A 16491-nucleotide genomic window follows, 5' to 3' on the forward strand; every position below is an offset into this window, starting at 1 on the left:
GCAGGTCTTTCGCGCTATCGAGCGACGCGCGAGCGATCTTCATTATTGAAGACGACTGTGGCCGGCCCAACCCGAAGCAAAATTTTCGAAGAAGAGGCGAAAATATCTAAAGGCGCCGCATCGCGGCGCGAAAGTCGGAGCCGAGCGGGAGCGCAAGGTCTGTCTCGGACGCGCGTCGCGGCCGAGATCCGAACGCGCGAGGGAAGCGAGCCGGAGTCGATTTCGGACCCGACGAGCGCGCTCTAGCCGAGGACGACCACGCCGCCCGGCAATGATGTGGCGCGCGCCCCGAACAGATGCTGAATTTGAGAGATCAATATGTCGAGCCGCTCGACCTTGAATATGCCGTCGACAACGCGCCGCTTCAAATCGGAGTTTGCAATGATGATTCTCCCCGGCCTGTAGCGGTTGACCTCCTCGATCACCTCCGCGAGAGGCGCGTTGTGGAAGATGAGCAGTCCCGATCGCCAAGCAGAGGCCTGCGCCGGATCGACCGCCGTCGATCGGGAGACCCCCGTCTCGGTATAGGAAATCCGCTCGCCTCGCTGAATTCGCACCGAGCTGCCTTTCTGCCGAATTTCGACAGAGCCCTCGAGACATGTCACGGCGACCGCGCCGCCGATACATCGGGCGTCGAAACTCGCCTGCGTCGCGGTGATCTGGCCGCTCGCGGCGATAATGAGGAGAGGTCGAGACGGCGGTAGGTTCGCGGCGACGGAGGCTTCCCCGGAGACGAGCTCGAGCGTCACGGCGTCCTGCATCGAGCGGACGGCCACGCTCGTCTGCGTGTTCAATTCGAGGGAGACCTCCGGCCCCAGGACGACCTTGCGCCGCTCACCTTTGGCGGTGCGATAGTCCGCCGACAATTCGCCCAAGGACGGCCAGAGACCGAGCGGCGGACGGATGATCGCGAAGCCGGCGACGGAAGCCGCGATCGCTCCCCCCACAATGGCGCGGCGGGATATCGCGCCGCGCCGCGGAATTGCGAAACCACGAGGCTGTGAGCCGGAATTCGCCGCAGCGGCTTCGGTCGTGAGCTCCCGCGCCGCCGCGCCGAGAAGGCGCCACATCCGCACGGCCTCGCGAAACGCCTCTTCGTGGTCGACGCTCTGTTCGCGCCAGCGCTGCAACGCGAGGAGATCGGCCTCGGTCGCTTCGCCGGATTTCAGCCGCACGACCCAATCGAGGGCTCCCTCCAGAAGCGGATCGCGCGCCGGGGAGTGCAGGGGCTCATTCACAGCTTATCGCTCGTCCACCGCGCCGTCCACGCGCCCCTTCTCCGCGCGAAGCGCAGTTCGACCCTGTTATCGATTCTCCCGTTTTCAGGCAATATTCCCACACCGGTTTTCTCCATTTTGCCAAAGGACAGAGTCCGGCCGACCCGAAAAAGCGCGACGGCGAACTCCAAAACGCCCGAACCGTCGAGACGATCGGGAGGCCGCGCCGGCCCCCGCTCGCGTCGCTGCAAGGGCGAGCATCGCGCACACTTCGTAATATGGAGACGACTGGCGCCCGCTTATCCCGAAACGAGATTTTCATGAAATCATGCGTCGCCCCGACGCGGGAGGGACGATGCGGGACGCGCCGGGTTGCGGTCTTCACACAGGCGCGAGCCCCCCGTGAGGCGATCGAATCGATCGCGCGACCGACGGGCGTCGCTCATTGATTTCGGGGGAAACCGTCAGGATTTGGGCCGGGGCCCGCCGAGCCGAGCGGCAGTCTTGCGGCTCAGACTGTTGGCGCAATGCGTCAGGGCCTGTTTCAGATCGATCTCGATCGTCCGAACGGTGACCTGCAGCTCATCGGCGACTTCGCGCGCCGTCTTGCCTTCGATCGCGATTTTTTGGAGAACCTCCCGGCGGCGCGCGGGGAGCTCGGCCAGCGCTCGTTTGAAGGCTTCGATCTCGGAGCGCCCTTCGGCGACCCTCGAGGGATCGGGGGACTCGTCGCAGACATCGAAAAGCGAGTCGATCGTCGCCGCGCTCACACGATATTGCTGGGCCTTCCTGCGATCCTTGGCGATGTTGACGGCCGTGCGAAAAATATAGTCTTTCGGGCTGCGCACGAGCGTCGCCTCGCTCACCCTTTCCACGCGCAGGAAAGTCTCGTGGAGAACCTCATAGGCGAAGTCCGTCGACCCCAATCGTCTCGAGAGCTGCCTCACGAGATCGTCATAGCTTTCGGCGAGCTCACTGCGCAGGCGCGCACCATTGGCTTCGCTCACGATCGTCGCGCCTCGAAACGCACTATTTCCCAAAACTTACAAGGATCATCGCCTCAATAGAGGCGTCGAGCTACACATTTGTGACAGTCACGTTCTAGCATGGCGCAATCAGAGGGTGCGACCCCTAATCGTGAGACGGTCATGAGACGTCCGCGGCAGAGGACGAGGCCGACGGCGTCGAGGATTCGATCTCCTCGCGCTTGGCGACGGCGTGCAAAATGAAGTGATCGAGCTCGGGGACCTGCAGGCTTTCGATCTCCCGAAGATCGGCCGCCGTTTCGAGAGACGAAGCGTAACGCATCCGATAGCCCAGCCCGTCGAGCATTTGCAGGAGCTCGTTCACGGGCGCGCCGATGGCGTAAGCTCCATGGCGGAAGCAATTGACGACGAGCTCCGGCTTGCGTTTCGCGAGAATTCCCTCGGCTCCGCGAAGGATCCGCGTCTCGAAGCCGACGTCGTCGATAACGATGAGATCGATGTCCGTCACGCCCTTCTCGGCCACATGATCGTCGAATTTCGTCGTTGTGATCTCGTAGCCGGGCAGGTCCGCCCATTTGCTCCGGGAACGACTTTTCGAATGGTCGGCCGCCCACATTCGATGGGCTCCGTCGTCGAACGCTATCTTTTCGAAGCTAATGGCTTCGAGACCGTTCAGCGCCTTTGTCCGCTCCATCAAAGTCCCGGCGAACTCGTGAAAATCGAAGCAAGCAACCGAAGAGCCGCATCTCGCCGCGAGCACAGAATAGAGTTCGAAGTCGGCGCCTATATAGAACAGAGTCTTGCCGATCCCGCTAGCCGACCGCACAAGCTCGTATTTGATCGGCGAATAGCTCTCCAAATTTCGATATTTGCGAAAAACCTGCCGCGGGACCGTCCATGTCCGCGCGCGATGTGCGATGAGCGCGTCCTGCCCGCCGATGTCCATATTGGTCACGAGAACGAAGCCCGGGTTCTCGGTCGTCGCCGGGCGCAGCGAGGTGAAGGGAGAGGGCGGAGCCGCCGCTTCCATTTTCAAGCGCCTTTGGCCACGCCGAGCGGCCGTCTCCGCTGCTGCGAGCACACGGCTCCAGCGCTCTCGGAAGAGTTCGGCGCGGTTCATCTCCAGCACTGTAGCGCGGCCGCGCGCCGAAAGCTCACGCCGCATCGCGGGTGACGATTGAAAATATTCGACCGCCGCCCTGCAAGAATTGTAATTTCCCTCTTCATAGAGGAGGATATTCACTCGATCCTCGTAGAACAAAGGCCAATCGAGATTCTTGGGCGCGATGACCGGGCAGCCGAGCAGCATCGCTTCGAGAGGCGCAAAGGAAATGGCGACCGCGTCAGCGGTCCAAAGGAATGCCGCCGCCTCCGCAACCGCGTCCTGGAATTGCTCGATCGATTCGAGCGCGCCGGCGTCCGCCGGCCTGTTTCCGGCGCCGTAGAGCTTCTTGTCGACGAAATCGATGCTATCCCAGAATTTTGCGCCGACGCCACGGTTGTCCGCATAGAAGTTGTTCACGATATTGATATAGAATCTTTCATCTGGTCTCCACACCGCGGCGTCGAACAAATGTTCTGGCACGTAGTGAGGAATCGCCTGCACGCAGACATTCGAAAAAAAACGAAACTGATAGGGCATGAAGTGGGAAACGCAGACGATTGCGCTGTTCGACAGATCTTTCCGAAATTGGTCGTAATCGACCCCGTCATAGAGATGGCGCCAGATATCAGGCTGCAACGCCCAATGGCATATATAGATAATGCGCTCTCGCGGAACGCCCTTCTCCTCTAAGATGCATGCGAGTTCCGCGAATTGCATCGGGCTGTGAACCAGGAAAAAATCATATTCACTGAGTTCGCGTTCTTTTTTCGATTTCACATTCGGCAACGTCGGCCGGTTTTTTCCCCATTCTCCTTCGAAGGTCCAAGTGATGTCGGGGAAACAATAGGCCAGCGAATACTGGTAGGATGTATGAAAAGCGGTCGAATAGATATCCATTTGGGTCGGGTCTCTGACGTTCGTACGCCGAGCGGGAGCGCGAGGCCGGCTGGGCGAATTCCTGCGGCCTCATGGCCTATCGGATGCGCGACGCGAAAGCGCCGGCGCCACTTTCGACAACCGCAGCTCGGACGATTGCGGCGGTTCGATTTATCCTCATCCGAGCGAAACGACATTCGACGAGACGTCGGCTCTTCCCGCCGCGATGTCGTCGAGCCGAGCCTTGTACCGACGCCCCGCCGCGGCGACCGAATAGTCGTCTGACAAGGGAGCGATCGGCGTCGATATCCGCGCGTCGTAAAAGGCGCGCATTTTTTCAGCCAGATCGTCGATCTGAACATCCGCCCAGGGCGCGCCGACGCTATACGGATAGTCTGCGGCTCCGACGGATATAGGAGACCAGGAGACGCGCTCGCGCGCGTCGAGAAAATCGTTGCTGCCCGAATAGCCGGTCGCTATGACGGCGACGCCGAGCGCCTTCGCTTCTGCGATATTTCGGCCGAAGCCTTCCGCACGATGCGGCGAAACGAGACAATTCGATTGCGCGATCAGGCGGTGATAGTCCGATCTTTCCAGCGTTCCCTCGCGAATCTCGATGCGCGCATCCGCTCGTGAAGCGTCCCTCAGCACTTGCGTCTGCCTGTGCTCGGGAAGCGCGCCGTTCACCGCGAAGACGAGGCGGACGTCGCTGATTTCCGCAGGAAAGGCTTCTACGAAGGCTCGCGCTGCGGCGGCCGGATTCTTCCTCTCCATAGCCGAGTTCGGATCGAAGGGGCACAGAAAGCGATAGATTTCGTCGTCCCTCGTCCCGGTTTCCGCGACAGCCGTCACCGCTACGGATGGCGGCATCAGCTTCACGCGGTCGCCAGCGAGCGAAGCGTATGTCGCGGTCGTGAACGAGCTCGCGCCCCAAATCTCGTCCACCAGGTCGAGCGCGTCGGCCCATTCTATCGGGAATCGCTCCAGCTCCCAGGGCCAATAGCCGATATTGTAGTGGCCGGCGAAAAGGCGTCTTTCCTGTCGAAGCCAGAGGCGCGCCGCGTCGAAGGCGCTGACGCAGACGATGTTGATTTCGTAAGGCAGGACTTCCGAGATTTTTCCCTCGCGAGACACATCCTTCTGTCGTGCGCTACAGCCGTCGCGCACGTCGAAGATAATATGAGGGACGCCGACCTCTTCGAGCGCCGATGACACCATGCGCACGTCTTCTCCAATGCCGAACTCGGCGCGTGGATAGCCGATCAGATTGACTCCGCGCGGTTCGAAACGGCCTGGAGGCCGACGAATGACTCTCTGCTCGGGCATTGGGCCTCGGGGCTTCGAGCCGGCGCCCGATGGCAGATGTTCGGCGAGGAACCAGTCTGGAAGGGGAGGCGCGTAGGAATATTCTCGATGCGCAAATTTCTGATACCAGCGCGCGAGGCTCGCGACGTTTCGCCGGGGAGGAAGCGGAAACGCCGCCCGAAGGTCTGCTCGGCTCTCATAGATCAGCGCGAGAAGTCTCGGCAACGGCAAATCGTGCAGGAGCAATCTGGGCTCGCAGGCGATCTGCGACAATTCGTCGTCGACGCTCCAAATGTCGGGAAACTCCTCTCGCGCTCTGACGACCCACCATGCGGCGAATTCGCGCTGAGCTTCGACGTTCGCGACGCTGGCGTCGCCGCGCACATCTGCACGCATCAGCCACGCGAGCCACATCTCTCGCGACATGAATGGAGCGCGGAGCTCCGCGCCGTTCCTCCCGAGCAGCGTCATCGCCGAACCCCTCTCGTCGACGGGCGCGAAGGAGATTCGGTAAGACAGAAATCGGGATGAGAGGATTGGACCTCGACGCGGCGCGAAGACACGAATGCTTCCTGGAATTGCGCTATGTTGGCGACACGCATATATAGCTGATATGACAGTATAGTGACAAATAGATCGACACGTTTTCTTCGTAAAGGCGTGAGGCCTTGACGTGAGGGTAGGGTTAGACAATAAAACGGCAATCGACATTGTCGGCCGCCCAGCTGAACGGATATCGCTGCGGACGCTCGAAACGATCGGGATTCGGCGCCGCCGCCGGTGAAGGTCGCGGAAGGAATGATACAATCTTGGGACGAGGTCGCTCGATGGGTTCGACGCGCCGAAGCCGGGGTAGCTCGCATGTCGGATTCGCCCGGACCGCCCCGAGCCTCGAACAAGGGGCCCGACTGGCTACAGTCCGCGCCTTCCTTCGATACCAGATTGCTCGTGAGTTTGACTCTGGTATTGGTGCCGGCGCTTCTCGCCGCGAGCGTCTACTGGCTTCATCGATCGCCCTCGCCGGGACCGACTCGGAATGCGACCGACGCGACGGTGGAGGTTCGCATTCTCGCCGCGCCGAAAGCGCTCGAACCGCCGAGAGAGGCGCTTCCACAGATAAGCCCGGCCAGGACGCCGAGCGTATCGGAAACGGTCTCCGTCGCCTCGGAACGGCCGACGTCCGATCCCGTTGCGAAAAATGCGGCGATCGACACGACGGTCGCGTCGCCCCGTCTGCGGTCGGCCGCCGAACCGCTTCGCCCTTCGGAGCGACAAAAGGCGTCGGCGTTCCAAAGGGCGCTTCAATCGCATATCGCTCTCTATCGACGTTATCCAGAGGAAGCTCGGCGAGCGAGGATGCAGGGGACGGTTCAAATACTCTTTTCGATGCGGCGTGACGGTTCCGTGCTCGACGTCTGGGTCCGCGCCAGCTCGGGACAGCGCGCGCTCGACGCCGCCGCGGTCGACACGATCCGGCTGGCGCAGCCGCTTCCGCGAATTCCTCCGGAATTGCCGGATAGATTGACGATACTCGCTCCGGTCGAGTTTGGCTCCGCGCCGGCGGAATATTTCGGTCCGGAGCGACATGGGTCGAGTCGTAAACGGAGCGGCGAGGATTGACGTCGTCGCAGGGTGTCGGTGTAGGGTTCATGAGTATGAATCCGTTCGAGGCGCAATCTACGCCGCGCGATTTCGCGACGTCCCGCCGCGCGCCCGGCAGAGCGGCGCGCAGCCTGCGTGGGGCGTCATGCGCTTCGGCGTGCGCGAGAGCGATCGCGTGCCTGATCGTCGCTGGATTGGTCTACGCCGCGTCGGCTCGAGAGAACACGCCGCAGAATACAGATATCCGCTTCTTCGACATCCCGGCCCAGTCGCTGGCGAGCGCGCTTCAAGCCTATGGCCAGGCGACGAAAGCGCAGGTGCTCTACGAGAGCCATTTGGCCGCTGGACGGCGATCGGCTCCATTGCGTGGCGATTTCACGCCCGAGGAGGCCCTGACCGCGCTGTTGGCCGGAACCGAGATCAAGGTTCGGCGTATCGGGTCCGATGCGATCACGCTCGTGCTTGCCTCCGACAGCGGCGACCTGCCGCCTCCCCATTTTTTTGCTCCGGCGGATTTGTCGCTGGATCCACTTCGCGTGCAGCCGACTCCGGAGGAAGAGGAACAAGAACGGATTCAGGCTTATAGCGAGATCGTGCGGAGCGATGTGGCAGGCGCCCTTCGCCGGAACGCGAGGACGCGCTCCGGCAATTATCGGGTCGGCGTGGACCTCTGGGTCGACGAGGCGCGCAAGATCCGACACACGCGATTGTTTCGATCGACAGGAGACGTCGAACGCGACGCGGCCGTCACGGCGACCCTACAGGGATTGGTCATCAGCCGAGACGCGCCCGACAACATGCCCTTGCCTTTGCATGTCGTCGTCGTCGTCACCTCGCTCAAATAGGGCGCGGCGCGACCTAAAATCGGCACAGATCTCGCCAGCGCCTGAGTAAATCGGGTTGGTGAAGCAGCCAATAGCTTTCCCCGCATGAGCGAGTTAACGTTACTCGCAATGATTCGGTGGCTGGCGTACGAATTCCCTGCGACCGAGGCTTCTCTATGTCGTGGCAACCACTGACGTCCGCCAATGAGCCGCGGCCGCGAATTTCATTCTTCCTCTATATCCTCGAGAAGCTCGGCGCCGTTTCATTGATCGTCGGAACAGTTCACGGCTGCGCGTCAACTCCGCCGCCGTTTGTCGCCCCTGAACCCTTCGACGCCGGGGCGCCTGCGCCCGCCACACATTATCGTTCTACGATCGGCTCTTACGTCAGCCGACGGCCGATCCGACCAGGTTCCTGGAAAGAGCAAAATGCGCAACTGACTCGATCATCGGAGCAAGCGCGTCACGGCGGTTCGGAGCATGAGCATTGAGTCGGCTCCCTTGCTTTCCATCGACGCTGCGACAGCGGCGGATCGGCCAGAGACTTCGAGCCGGCGCAGCGCTGCTCTCCGCCATGACGCTTTCCGCTTGCGTCGGCTTTTCGGACGACAGCGGCATGAGCATTGTCGCGGGTGTCGCCGGTAGCCAGCTCGAGAAGGACGTGCTGGCGATCCGCACGCCGGAGGATGCCGCATCGTCTCGAGCTCGTGTCGAACGCCTCCTCTCGCGAACGCTGACGGCCGACTCGGCGGTGCAAATCGCCCTTCTCGGCAATCGCGGCCTTCAAGCGGCGTATAACGCATTGGGCTCGGCGGAAGCGGCGATGGTGAAAGCGAGCCTTCCGCCAAACCCGAGCTTTTCCTTTTCGCGGATTTCCGGGCCTCTGGAATTGGAGCTCGAGGCGATCATCGCCGCCGATATTCTCGCATTGGCGACTCTGCCCGCTCGAGCGGAGATCGCTTTGGACCGATTCCGTCAGGCGCAGTTGCGCGCCGCCGAAGAAACGCTCCGGCTCGCCGCCCGAGCGCGTAAGGACTATTATCGCGCCGTCGGGGCGCAGGAGCTCGTCGATTTTCTCACCAAAGCGAATTCGACGGCCGAAGCGGCGGCGCAGATCGCCAGAGCATTGGGCGAAACCGGCGCGATGAACAAGCTCGATCAGGCGCGCGAGCAAGTGTTCTACGCCGATCTCACCGCTCAGCTCGCCAAGGCTCGTCAGCGAGCGATCGCCGAGCGCGAACGGCTGATCCGCTCGTTGGGCTTGTGGGGCGATGATCTCGATTTCAAACTTCCCGCCGCCTTGCGGGCGCCGCCCTCTCGTCCAAAAAGCATGCCCATGATCGAGCAGGAAGCCGTGGCGCGCCGCCCCGATCTCTTCATCGCAGGCATAGAACTGGACGCGCTCGCAAAATCGTACGGGCTCGTCGAAGCGACACGCTTCGTCAATGTCTTCCAGTTGTCCGGCATCTACAAGGACACGCGGGAAACCATCACCAGAGTTTCGAGCGACGGGACAATCGACACAGAAAATGTTCGATTCAGGGATTTTGGCCCGGGCGCGACAATTGAAATTCCGATTTTCGATTTCGGCGAGGCGCGCATGCGCGAAGCTGAGCAGAACTACATGCAGGCGTTCAACCGTCTCGCGGCAAAAGCGGTCGACATTCGCTCGGAAGCGCGATTGGCGTATCGCGCCTATCGCTCGGCATGGGACATAGCGAATCATTACCAGCGCGAGATCTTGCCGCTGCGCAAAATCATCACAGATGAAAGCCTTCGGCGCTACAATGCGATGCTGATCGACGTCTTCCCACTGCTCGCCGAGGTGCGCCAGAGGATATGGGCGACCATCGCGGCGATCGAAGCCAAACGCGACTTCTGGCTCGCCAGCACCGATCTTCGAGCCGCGGTCATTGGCGGGGCCGAAGCGCGAGTCGAGGAGACGTCCGGATCGCGGACGGATGCGATAGGCCAGTGACGCATGAGCGGAGGCGAACAATGATGTCTCGAAGGAGCTTTATCGGCGCCGCAGCTGGACTTGTAAGCGTCGCAGCTCTCAGCGGCCGCGCGCAAGCGGCGAGCATACCGGAAGCGCATTATGCGACGAGCGCGCAGACGCAGCCTCCACTGTCCCCCTCGAATGCTCCCGAATACCAACCCGTCGTGACATTGAACGGGTGGAGCTTGCCCTGGCGCATGAACGAGGGCGTCAAAGAGTTCCATCTGGTGGCGGAAGCAGTCGTGCGTGAATTCGCGCCGGGGATGAAAGTGCATCTTTGGGGCTATAACGGCCAATCGCCGGGTCCGACCATAGAGGCCGTCGAAGGCGATAAGGTCCGTATTTTTGTGACAAACAAGCTGCCGGAGCCGACCTCGATCCATTGGCATGGAATCTTGTTGCCGAACGGCATGGACGGTGTGGCCGGCGTCACGCAGCCACATATTCCGCCAGGCAAGACCTTCGTCTACGAATTCGAGATGAAGACGAGCGGGACCTTCATGTATCACACACATTCCGACGAAATGGTGCAGATGGCGATGGGCTTGATGGGGATGATCGTGGTGCATCCGCGCGATCCCGATCAGCACAGAGTCGATCGCGATTTCGTGTTCATGCTGAGCGCCTATGACGTCGATCCCGGGACCTATGCGCCAAAGGTCGTGGAGATGACGAACTTCAACATGTGGACATTCAATAATCGAGTGTTTCCCGGCATCGATCCGCTCGTCGCGCGCTTGAACGATCGGGTGCGCGTGCGGATAGCCAATCTCAGCATGACAAATCATCCGATTCATTTGCATGGCCACTATTTTTCGGTAACGGGCACCGACGGGGGCTGGATTCCTCGATCTGCTCAAATGCCCGAGGCGACCGTCGACGTCCCTGTCGGAACGATTCGCGCCTTCGAGCTCGTGGCGGACAATCCCGGCGACTGGGCTCTGCATTGCCATAAATCGCATCACACGATGAATGCGATGGGCCATGATTTGAGAACTTTCATCGGAGCAAAACAAAGCCGCCGTATTGTCCGAGCCATCACCAAATTGGTTCCGGATTACATGCCCATGGGTTCGTCCGGGATGGGCGAAATGGCGTCGATGCACATGCCGGGACCAGACAACGCGCTTCCCATGATGACGGGAACAGGCCAATTCGGGCCTATCGAAATGGGCGGCATGTTCACGCTCATGAAGATCCGAAGCGGACTGGCGCGCAACGACTATAAGGACCCTGGTCCATACGAGTTCCCGGCAGGAACTGTGGCTCACGAGGTCCAAGGCCGATCCCCAGAGACGCTGCGGCATAATGGAGTGGAGGGAACGAAGATCCCGACCGCGAGGCCTTCCGGCCACGACCATCATGAGCATCATTGAAAAAAGAAAAATTGTGAAAGTGCAAACGAGCCGATGGGCAAGTCGGTGTCGGCTCACAGCGGCGAAGCTCTACTTCGGCGGCGGGCGACAAGCGGCCTCTGATTGCGGCGCGCAGCAAAAAATACGCTTCGGGCAACAAAAGCCGTTCCGGCAGCCTCGGCCGGCCATGGAACGAGACGCTGAGGCGGGCGACGAAAGCCGCGTTGCTGGCGTGTCGGCGCGAGAGGTCGAGACGACACCTCGGGTCAGCGCTGTCATCGAGAAGACGTGGGCTCGGGGGAGTTGACGATCTCCCACGGAGCCATAGCTCACGCGAAGATGGCCCGCTCGTCAGCGGCGGTTTTCGCCGCGCTCGTCGCGCGCGCCGTTCCCTTTCCGGCTCAATCGGCCGACTGCTCTCGCTTCGGCTCGCCGACCTTCTGGACGAGAGCCTGCACGATCCCGACTTGGCCTTTCACTATTTTCGTCAGCGCCTCGTCGACCGAGAACCATTGCACGCGGTCGATTTCCGGAACGTCCGAAAAATGTCCCGAATGCGGCGGCCATTCGATTCGACACGCATTGCTCCGCAAATGGCTCGGATCGAAGTCACTCTCCGTCGCCCAAGCCGATACGAGCTTGCCGCTCGGCTGCACGAAAGCTCCCAATTCGAAAAACTCTCCCGAAACGACGATTCCCGTTTCTTCCTGAAGCTCACGCTTCGCCGCTTCGAGGGCGCTTTCCTTTTCGAAATCATATTCGCCCTTCGGAATGGACCACGAGCCGAGGTTCCTTCTTTGCCAAAAAGGGCCGCCCGGATGCACCAAAAGAACCTCGACGCCTCGCGAGCATCGCCGAAACAACAGAACTCCCGCGCTGCGTTTGATCATCGGGCGATCGACGTTTCTCGGATTGCCGAACCCAAAACCGTTTCTTCCGTCAAAGGCCGCGGATGATTTCTTTGAATCTCTTCCAATCGGTCGCCGCCCATATTTCGGTCCGAGCATGACCGAAAGTGCGGATCAAGGTCGACACTCTGCTCGCCGTCTCCACGTCCTTCGCCTGAAAAATATCCAGATAATCGCACGGGCCGAGAATGGCGTAGCTCTCGAGCCATTGGACGTCGGGGCAGTCCTTGCGCACTCGCTCCATCGCCTTGCGTTCGAGCTGCTCGAGCGCCTGCGGTGATCTCGCGGCCTCGGGAGCGAGGCGCGTCAACATGATGAAAGTCTGCATCGTCGACCTCCCTTTGTCAGGCGCGCGACGCGGGACCGGGCAATTCGTTTCAGCTCGAGCCCAACTCGTCGACAAACCGGCGGACGACCCTCGGATCCAGCGTCCTATGAGCGCCGACGTCGGGCAGCCTCGCTCGGCGCGCGCCGCGACGCGCGGTCACATAGGCGTGACCATGGGCATGGACCGCGTGGCTGCCGGCCTCGAAGGCGCGGCCGCGTTCAGACAGCGATCGACGAAATGTTGCGCTTTCCATGTCGCCTCTCCCTGATCGCCTCTCCCTGATCGCCTCTCCCGGGTCGCCTCTCCCGGGTCGCTTTGCCCGAAGTGACGACAGCAGAGCCGGAAGGGCTCACTGATCCGTTCCGGTCTCGTAGAGACCCTTCATCAAATGATCGTGCAGGTCCGGGTCTTCCAAAAGCGTCGCCGCGATCGTCGATTCGCCGAGCCGCGCAGCGTCGGAGAAGCCCTCGGCCCAATCTCCGGCTCCCATATGTCCCTTGCCGATCCGCATCAGCGCATAGAGTTCGGCGCGTGCAGTCGGCGTCAGCTCGTCGATGGCGGAGCTCAGGGACTTCATCTGTTCCGAGCCAGGCTCCAGCGGGGCGAAGGCGATGTCTGCGGTCGGATTGTGTTCGCCACGGCCGGGCTCGACGTCGTTCAAATCGCTTTCCGCAACATTGCCTAGGAATTTGTCGCGTTGAATTCGCGCGACCCTCGCCAGAAGCGCGATGAATTGGGCCTGCTCCCGCTTCAATTCCGTCAACATGGGCGTTCCTCGCTTGTTGCCGCTGGTCGTCCCGACACAAATAGAATGGCCTGCGACGAGGTCAAAGCGGCGAACGTCGCACGGAGGATGGTTCGACTGCATCCCTCGCCCAGACAGCGCAAATCTTCGGCTCGCTTCGAGCGAGCGCGACTTGGCGAGAGCGCAGCCCGACTCGGGATGTTCGCACTTTCCATGGCGCCGAGTATCTGTGCCGGACTCGTAAGGGATTCGCCGCGGTGATGTCGAGCTTCGGCCTCGGCAGCAGCCCGCGTTCGAAGGCGAGACGTGGCAGCCCGGGCATCATCCTGTCCGGCGATGGGGTCGAGTTCACCTCGAACGCCATCCTGTCCTGGGCGAACGAGAACAGGATCGAGCGACATGACATCGCGCCGGGCAAGCCCATGCCACGCGCGATGAACTGCTGAACGAGACGCTGTGCTTCGGGCTCGATCACGCGCGAACGACAATCGGCGCTCGGGCGAACGGCTACAGCCACCAGCGCCCGCATTCCTCGCCGGGCGATCTCACTCCAGTCCAGAACAGGGGGAGGACGAGTGTTCCGCCGGCCGAGATCGGCGGCAAACCGGGGCGCAGGCGCAGCGGCGATCATCCGCCATCGGCTGGCGCGTCCTCATCTGCGGATCCGGGCCGTATCGGCGCCCGTCACCACAATTGGCGCGCTGCGCATCATATCGAGGCGCGAACGGAACTCCTCGGCGACGCCTCGAGCGTCGAACGAGTCGCGAATGATGCGCGGCTTGATGAAGATGATAATCTCCGAACGATCCTTGTTGCGCGTCGTGCGGCCGAACAGATCGCCGAGATAGGCGATCTGCCGGAGGCCCGGAATACCATCCTTCGAGGCGTTCTCCTGCTCACTGATGAGTCCGCCGAGCAGCACAGTCTGGCCGCTCGCCACCGAGACTGTGGAATGCACGCGCCGCTGCGAGATCGTCGGCGTGAGGCTCGAATTCACCGGATTGGAAATCTCCTGCTCGACCTCGAGCTGCACGACGCCATTGGCGTGCACATGTGGCCAGACTTTTAGAATTACGCCGGTGTCGCGCATTTGAATCGTGTTGACTATGGTGTTGGAAGTCGACAGCACCGTCGCCGATCCGGTCGAGATCGGCACCTCCTGGCCCACTTGCAGCAATGCCGGCTGATTGTCCGAAACCACGAGCGAGGGAGACGATAGCACCTTGACGCTGGTCAGCGTCGCCAGCGCATTGAGCACCACATGAGGCTGCGCCTCCGGCCCGAGCAAGAGATTGAAGCCCGGCAGCACGCGTTGCAATATCGCGCTGCTCGCCGTCGCGGTGAGAGCCGCAGAGCCCTTGTCGACGCCGGCGCCGACGGCGCTGGAGCCGAGATAATACTGCACGCCATATTGCAGGTCGTCGGTCAGCGACACTTCCGCGACAGTCGCTTCGATCGATACCTGCATCTGTGGCTTGTCGAGCACGCGCAGCGACCGCTCGATGACGAGATAATCCTCCTGGCTCGAGAAAACGACGATCGAATTATTGGCGCTGTCGGCGGTGATGCGCACGTTCTGGAACACGCCTTTGGGCAGGGAGCCGGAAGGGCCGACGCCATCGCCCTTCGCTTCATTTTCGGCGTTTTTCTGTTCGGCGAAATTACCGAAAGCCGCCGCGATCTGCCCGCCTCCGGAGCCGGAGGCGGCGCCGCTCTGCTGACCATTCGCCCCGTTCTGCGCTCCGCTCGCCGATATCCCGTTGCTTCCGGCGAAGCTGCTGCCGGTCGACAGCTGATCGAGCTTGGATTGTGCGGCGCCGGTTCCGGGCGCGAGCTGGCCCGCCGCGGAATCCGTCGCGACGCCTGCCCCTTTGCCGACGAAAATCTCGTTGAGAATTTTCGCGACACGCGTCGCATTGCCATTGGCGAGCTGATAGATACGCACCGTCGAGCCGCTGGGATCGGAGCGATCCAGCCGGCGCAGCCAGAGCGTCGCGCGTTCGAGCAGCTTGGAGTCGCGCGTCACGATCAGCACGCCGTTTATTCGCGCCATGGGCTGAAACGAGATTGTTCCGCCGCCTTGTCCGCTCTCGCCCGCGTCGAAAATGCGTTCGAGCTCGCGAATGATGTTGTCGGGCGAGGCGGATTTCAGCGGATAGAGGCCAACCGAGCGATTGCGCAGCCATTCGACGTCGAAGCTCGCGATCATCTCGACGACGCCGCGGCGCTCGCTCGACGTCCCCTGCACCAGAAGTAGATTGCGCGCCGCATCGGCCCGGATCGCGCCAGCGCGCGCCAGAAAATTTTCCGCCGTCTTGACGAGAGTCGCCGCGGAGATGTAGCGCAGCGGAATGATGGTGACGCCGAAGCCAGGCCCTCCGGCGCCGAGCGTCACCGAACCTACGCCATTCGCGTCCGGCATCGGGACAATGCGGACGAAACGGCCGTCGCGCAGGAGCGCCGCGTTGGACATTCTGATCACATTTTCGAATGTGGGCAGCACGTCCTTGCGCGAAATCGGGCCGGCCGAGACGATGGTGATCGCGCCATGGACGCGCGAATCGATGCTAAAATCGAGACCGAGCGCATCGACGAGCAGAGCTTTCGCGACGGTTTGAATGTCGGCCTGATCGAAATTGATCTCTATGTCGTCGCCGCGCGCGATCACGCCGGGCTCGGTCGGCGCTGCGCGCAGCGCGTCGCCTTCCTCTCGGCGCGGCGAAGCGCCCTGGGCGCCAGGAAAAAGCATCGGTCGCGCCGCTTTCCTCTCTAGGATCGAGCCGCCAGAATTGGCCGTCGGGAAATAGGCGGAGAAATCCTTGTTGCGGGCGACGTCGACGCTGTCTCCCGGACCGATCCCCATCAATTGCTCAGATGACGAGCATCCCTGCAGAAAATTTGTGAGCGCGATGGCGAGGAACGCCAGCTTCATGAGCACGAGCATGTCCCGTGCCCCCGTTCGACCCCATGAATGCCCACTCACGCGACGACCCCCGTACATTATATATACACGTTACATGTTTATGCTTATACACAGTCATATTCGACGCCACCGAACGCGTAGCAAGGTTTCTGCCGATAATAACACTTGCGTATTTTTTTTGTTCATATATGTGGAAGTGTATTTAGAAGCAACGGTCCAAAAATATCCCATGATAGGCGATCGATGTCCGGCGAGGCGTTTTTGGACTATCTTGGTCGGGGAGGGGGGCTTCGCGAGGGCGACGCGCTGGAGGCGGCG

12 protein-coding genes and 1 pseudogene are annotated in these 16491 nt (G+C 61.4%); 5 read left to right on the forward strand and 8 right to left on the reverse strand.

What is annotated here, in order from left to right; translation table 11 throughout:
- Positions 1–242: 242 nt before the first annotated feature.
- The 4 genes from Mspo_RS10890 to Mspo_RS10905 form a co-directional block, all read right to left on the reverse strand.
- Entirely contained in the window at positions 243–1238 is a 996-nt protein-coding gene (locus Mspo_RS10890; RefSeq protein WP_244613338.1) for a FecR domain-containing protein, read from the reverse strand.
- 443 nt (positions 1239–1681) lie between these two features.
- A complete protein-coding gene (locus Mspo_RS10895) occupies positions 1682–2224 on the reverse strand; it encodes an RNA polymerase sigma factor (protein ID WP_159729630.1) in 543 nt (180 codons plus the stop codon).
- Positions 2225–2363: 139 nt separating this feature from the next.
- On the reverse strand, positions 2364–3944 hold the full coding sequence (locus Mspo_RS10900; RefSeq protein ID WP_159729632.1) for a glycosyltransferase: 1581 nt from the start codon (positions 3942–3944) through the stop codon (positions 2364–2366).
- A 417-nt stretch (positions 3945–4361) separates the two neighbouring features.
- On the reverse strand, positions 4362–5885 hold the full coding sequence (locus Mspo_RS10905; protein ID WP_159729634.1) for a glycosyltransferase: 1524 nt from the start codon (positions 5883–5885) through the stop codon (positions 4362–4364).
- Between the two features lie 465 nt (positions 5886–6350).
- Here Mspo_RS10905 and Mspo_RS20280 point away from each other — a divergent pair, with 465 nt between their 5' ends.
- The 4 genes from Mspo_RS20280 (at position 6351) to Mspo_RS10925 (ending at position 11290) form a co-directional block, all read left to right on the forward strand.
- On the forward strand, positions 6351–7109 hold the full coding sequence (locus Mspo_RS20280; protein ID WP_368854807.1) for an energy transducer TonB: 759 nt from the start codon (positions 6351–6353) through the stop codon (positions 7107–7109).
- Complete coding sequence (locus Mspo_RS10915; RefSeq protein ID WP_159729638.1) at positions 7106–7936, forward strand: STN domain-containing protein; 831 nt, start codon at positions 7106–7108, stop codon at positions 7934–7936. The genes Mspo_RS20280 and Mspo_RS10915 overlap by 4 nt, the downstream gene beginning before the upstream one ends.
- 595 nt (positions 7937–8531) lie before the next feature.
- Positions 8532–9893: a TolC family protein gene (locus tag Mspo_RS10920; protein ID WP_244613340.1), complete on the forward strand. Its 1362-nt coding sequence runs from the start codon at positions 8532–8534 to the stop codon at positions 9891–9893.
- A gap of 20 nt (positions 9894–9913) precedes the next feature.
- Positions 9914–11290, forward strand: a complete 1377-nt coding sequence (locus Mspo_RS10925) for a multicopper oxidase family protein (RefSeq protein ID WP_159729642.1) — start codon at positions 9914–9916, stop codon at positions 11288–11290.
- Positions 11291–11670: 380 nt separating this feature from the next.
- Here the strand turns inward: Mspo_RS10925 and Mspo_RS10930 are convergent, their stop codons facing one another.
- The 3 genes from Mspo_RS10930 to Mspo_RS10940 form a co-directional block, all read right to left on the reverse strand.
- Entirely contained in the window at positions 11671–12276 is a 606-nt protein-coding gene (locus tag Mspo_RS10930) for an NUDIX domain-containing protein (protein WP_306344963.1), read from the reverse strand.
- Positions 12209–12505: a GYD domain-containing protein gene (locus Mspo_RS10935; protein ID WP_159729646.1), complete on the reverse strand. Its 297-nt coding sequence runs from the start codon at positions 12503–12505 to the stop codon at positions 12209–12211. Before Mspo_RS10935 ends, Mspo_RS10930 begins: the two co-directional genes overlap by 68 nt.
- A gap of 349 nt (positions 12506–12854) precedes the next feature.
- Entirely contained in the window at positions 12855–13271 is a 417-nt protein-coding gene (locus tag Mspo_RS10940) for a DUF3775 domain-containing protein (protein WP_159729648.1), read from the reverse strand.
- Positions 13272–13552: 281 nt separating this feature from the next.
- Between Mspo_RS10940 and Mspo_RS19905 the strand changes: the two are divergent.
- Positions 13553–13809 (forward strand): annotated as a pseudogene (locus Mspo_RS19905) (integrase core domain-containing protein); the annotation flags it as partial.
- A 93-nt stretch (positions 13810–13902) separates the two neighbouring features.
- On the opposite strand, the gene gspD reads toward Mspo_RS19905, so the two are convergent.
- Entirely contained in the window at positions 13903–16194 is a 2292-nt protein-coding gene (gene gspD / locus Mspo_RS10955; protein WP_244613342.1) for a type II secretion system secretin GspD, read from the reverse strand.
- Positions 16195–16491: the final 297 nt, after the last annotated feature.

The organism is Methylosinus sp. Ce-a6 (genome assembly GCF_009811655.1).
In the GTDB taxonomy this organism is placed as follows: domain Bacteria; phylum Pseudomonadota; class Alphaproteobacteria; order Rhizobiales; family Beijerinckiaceae; genus Methylosinus.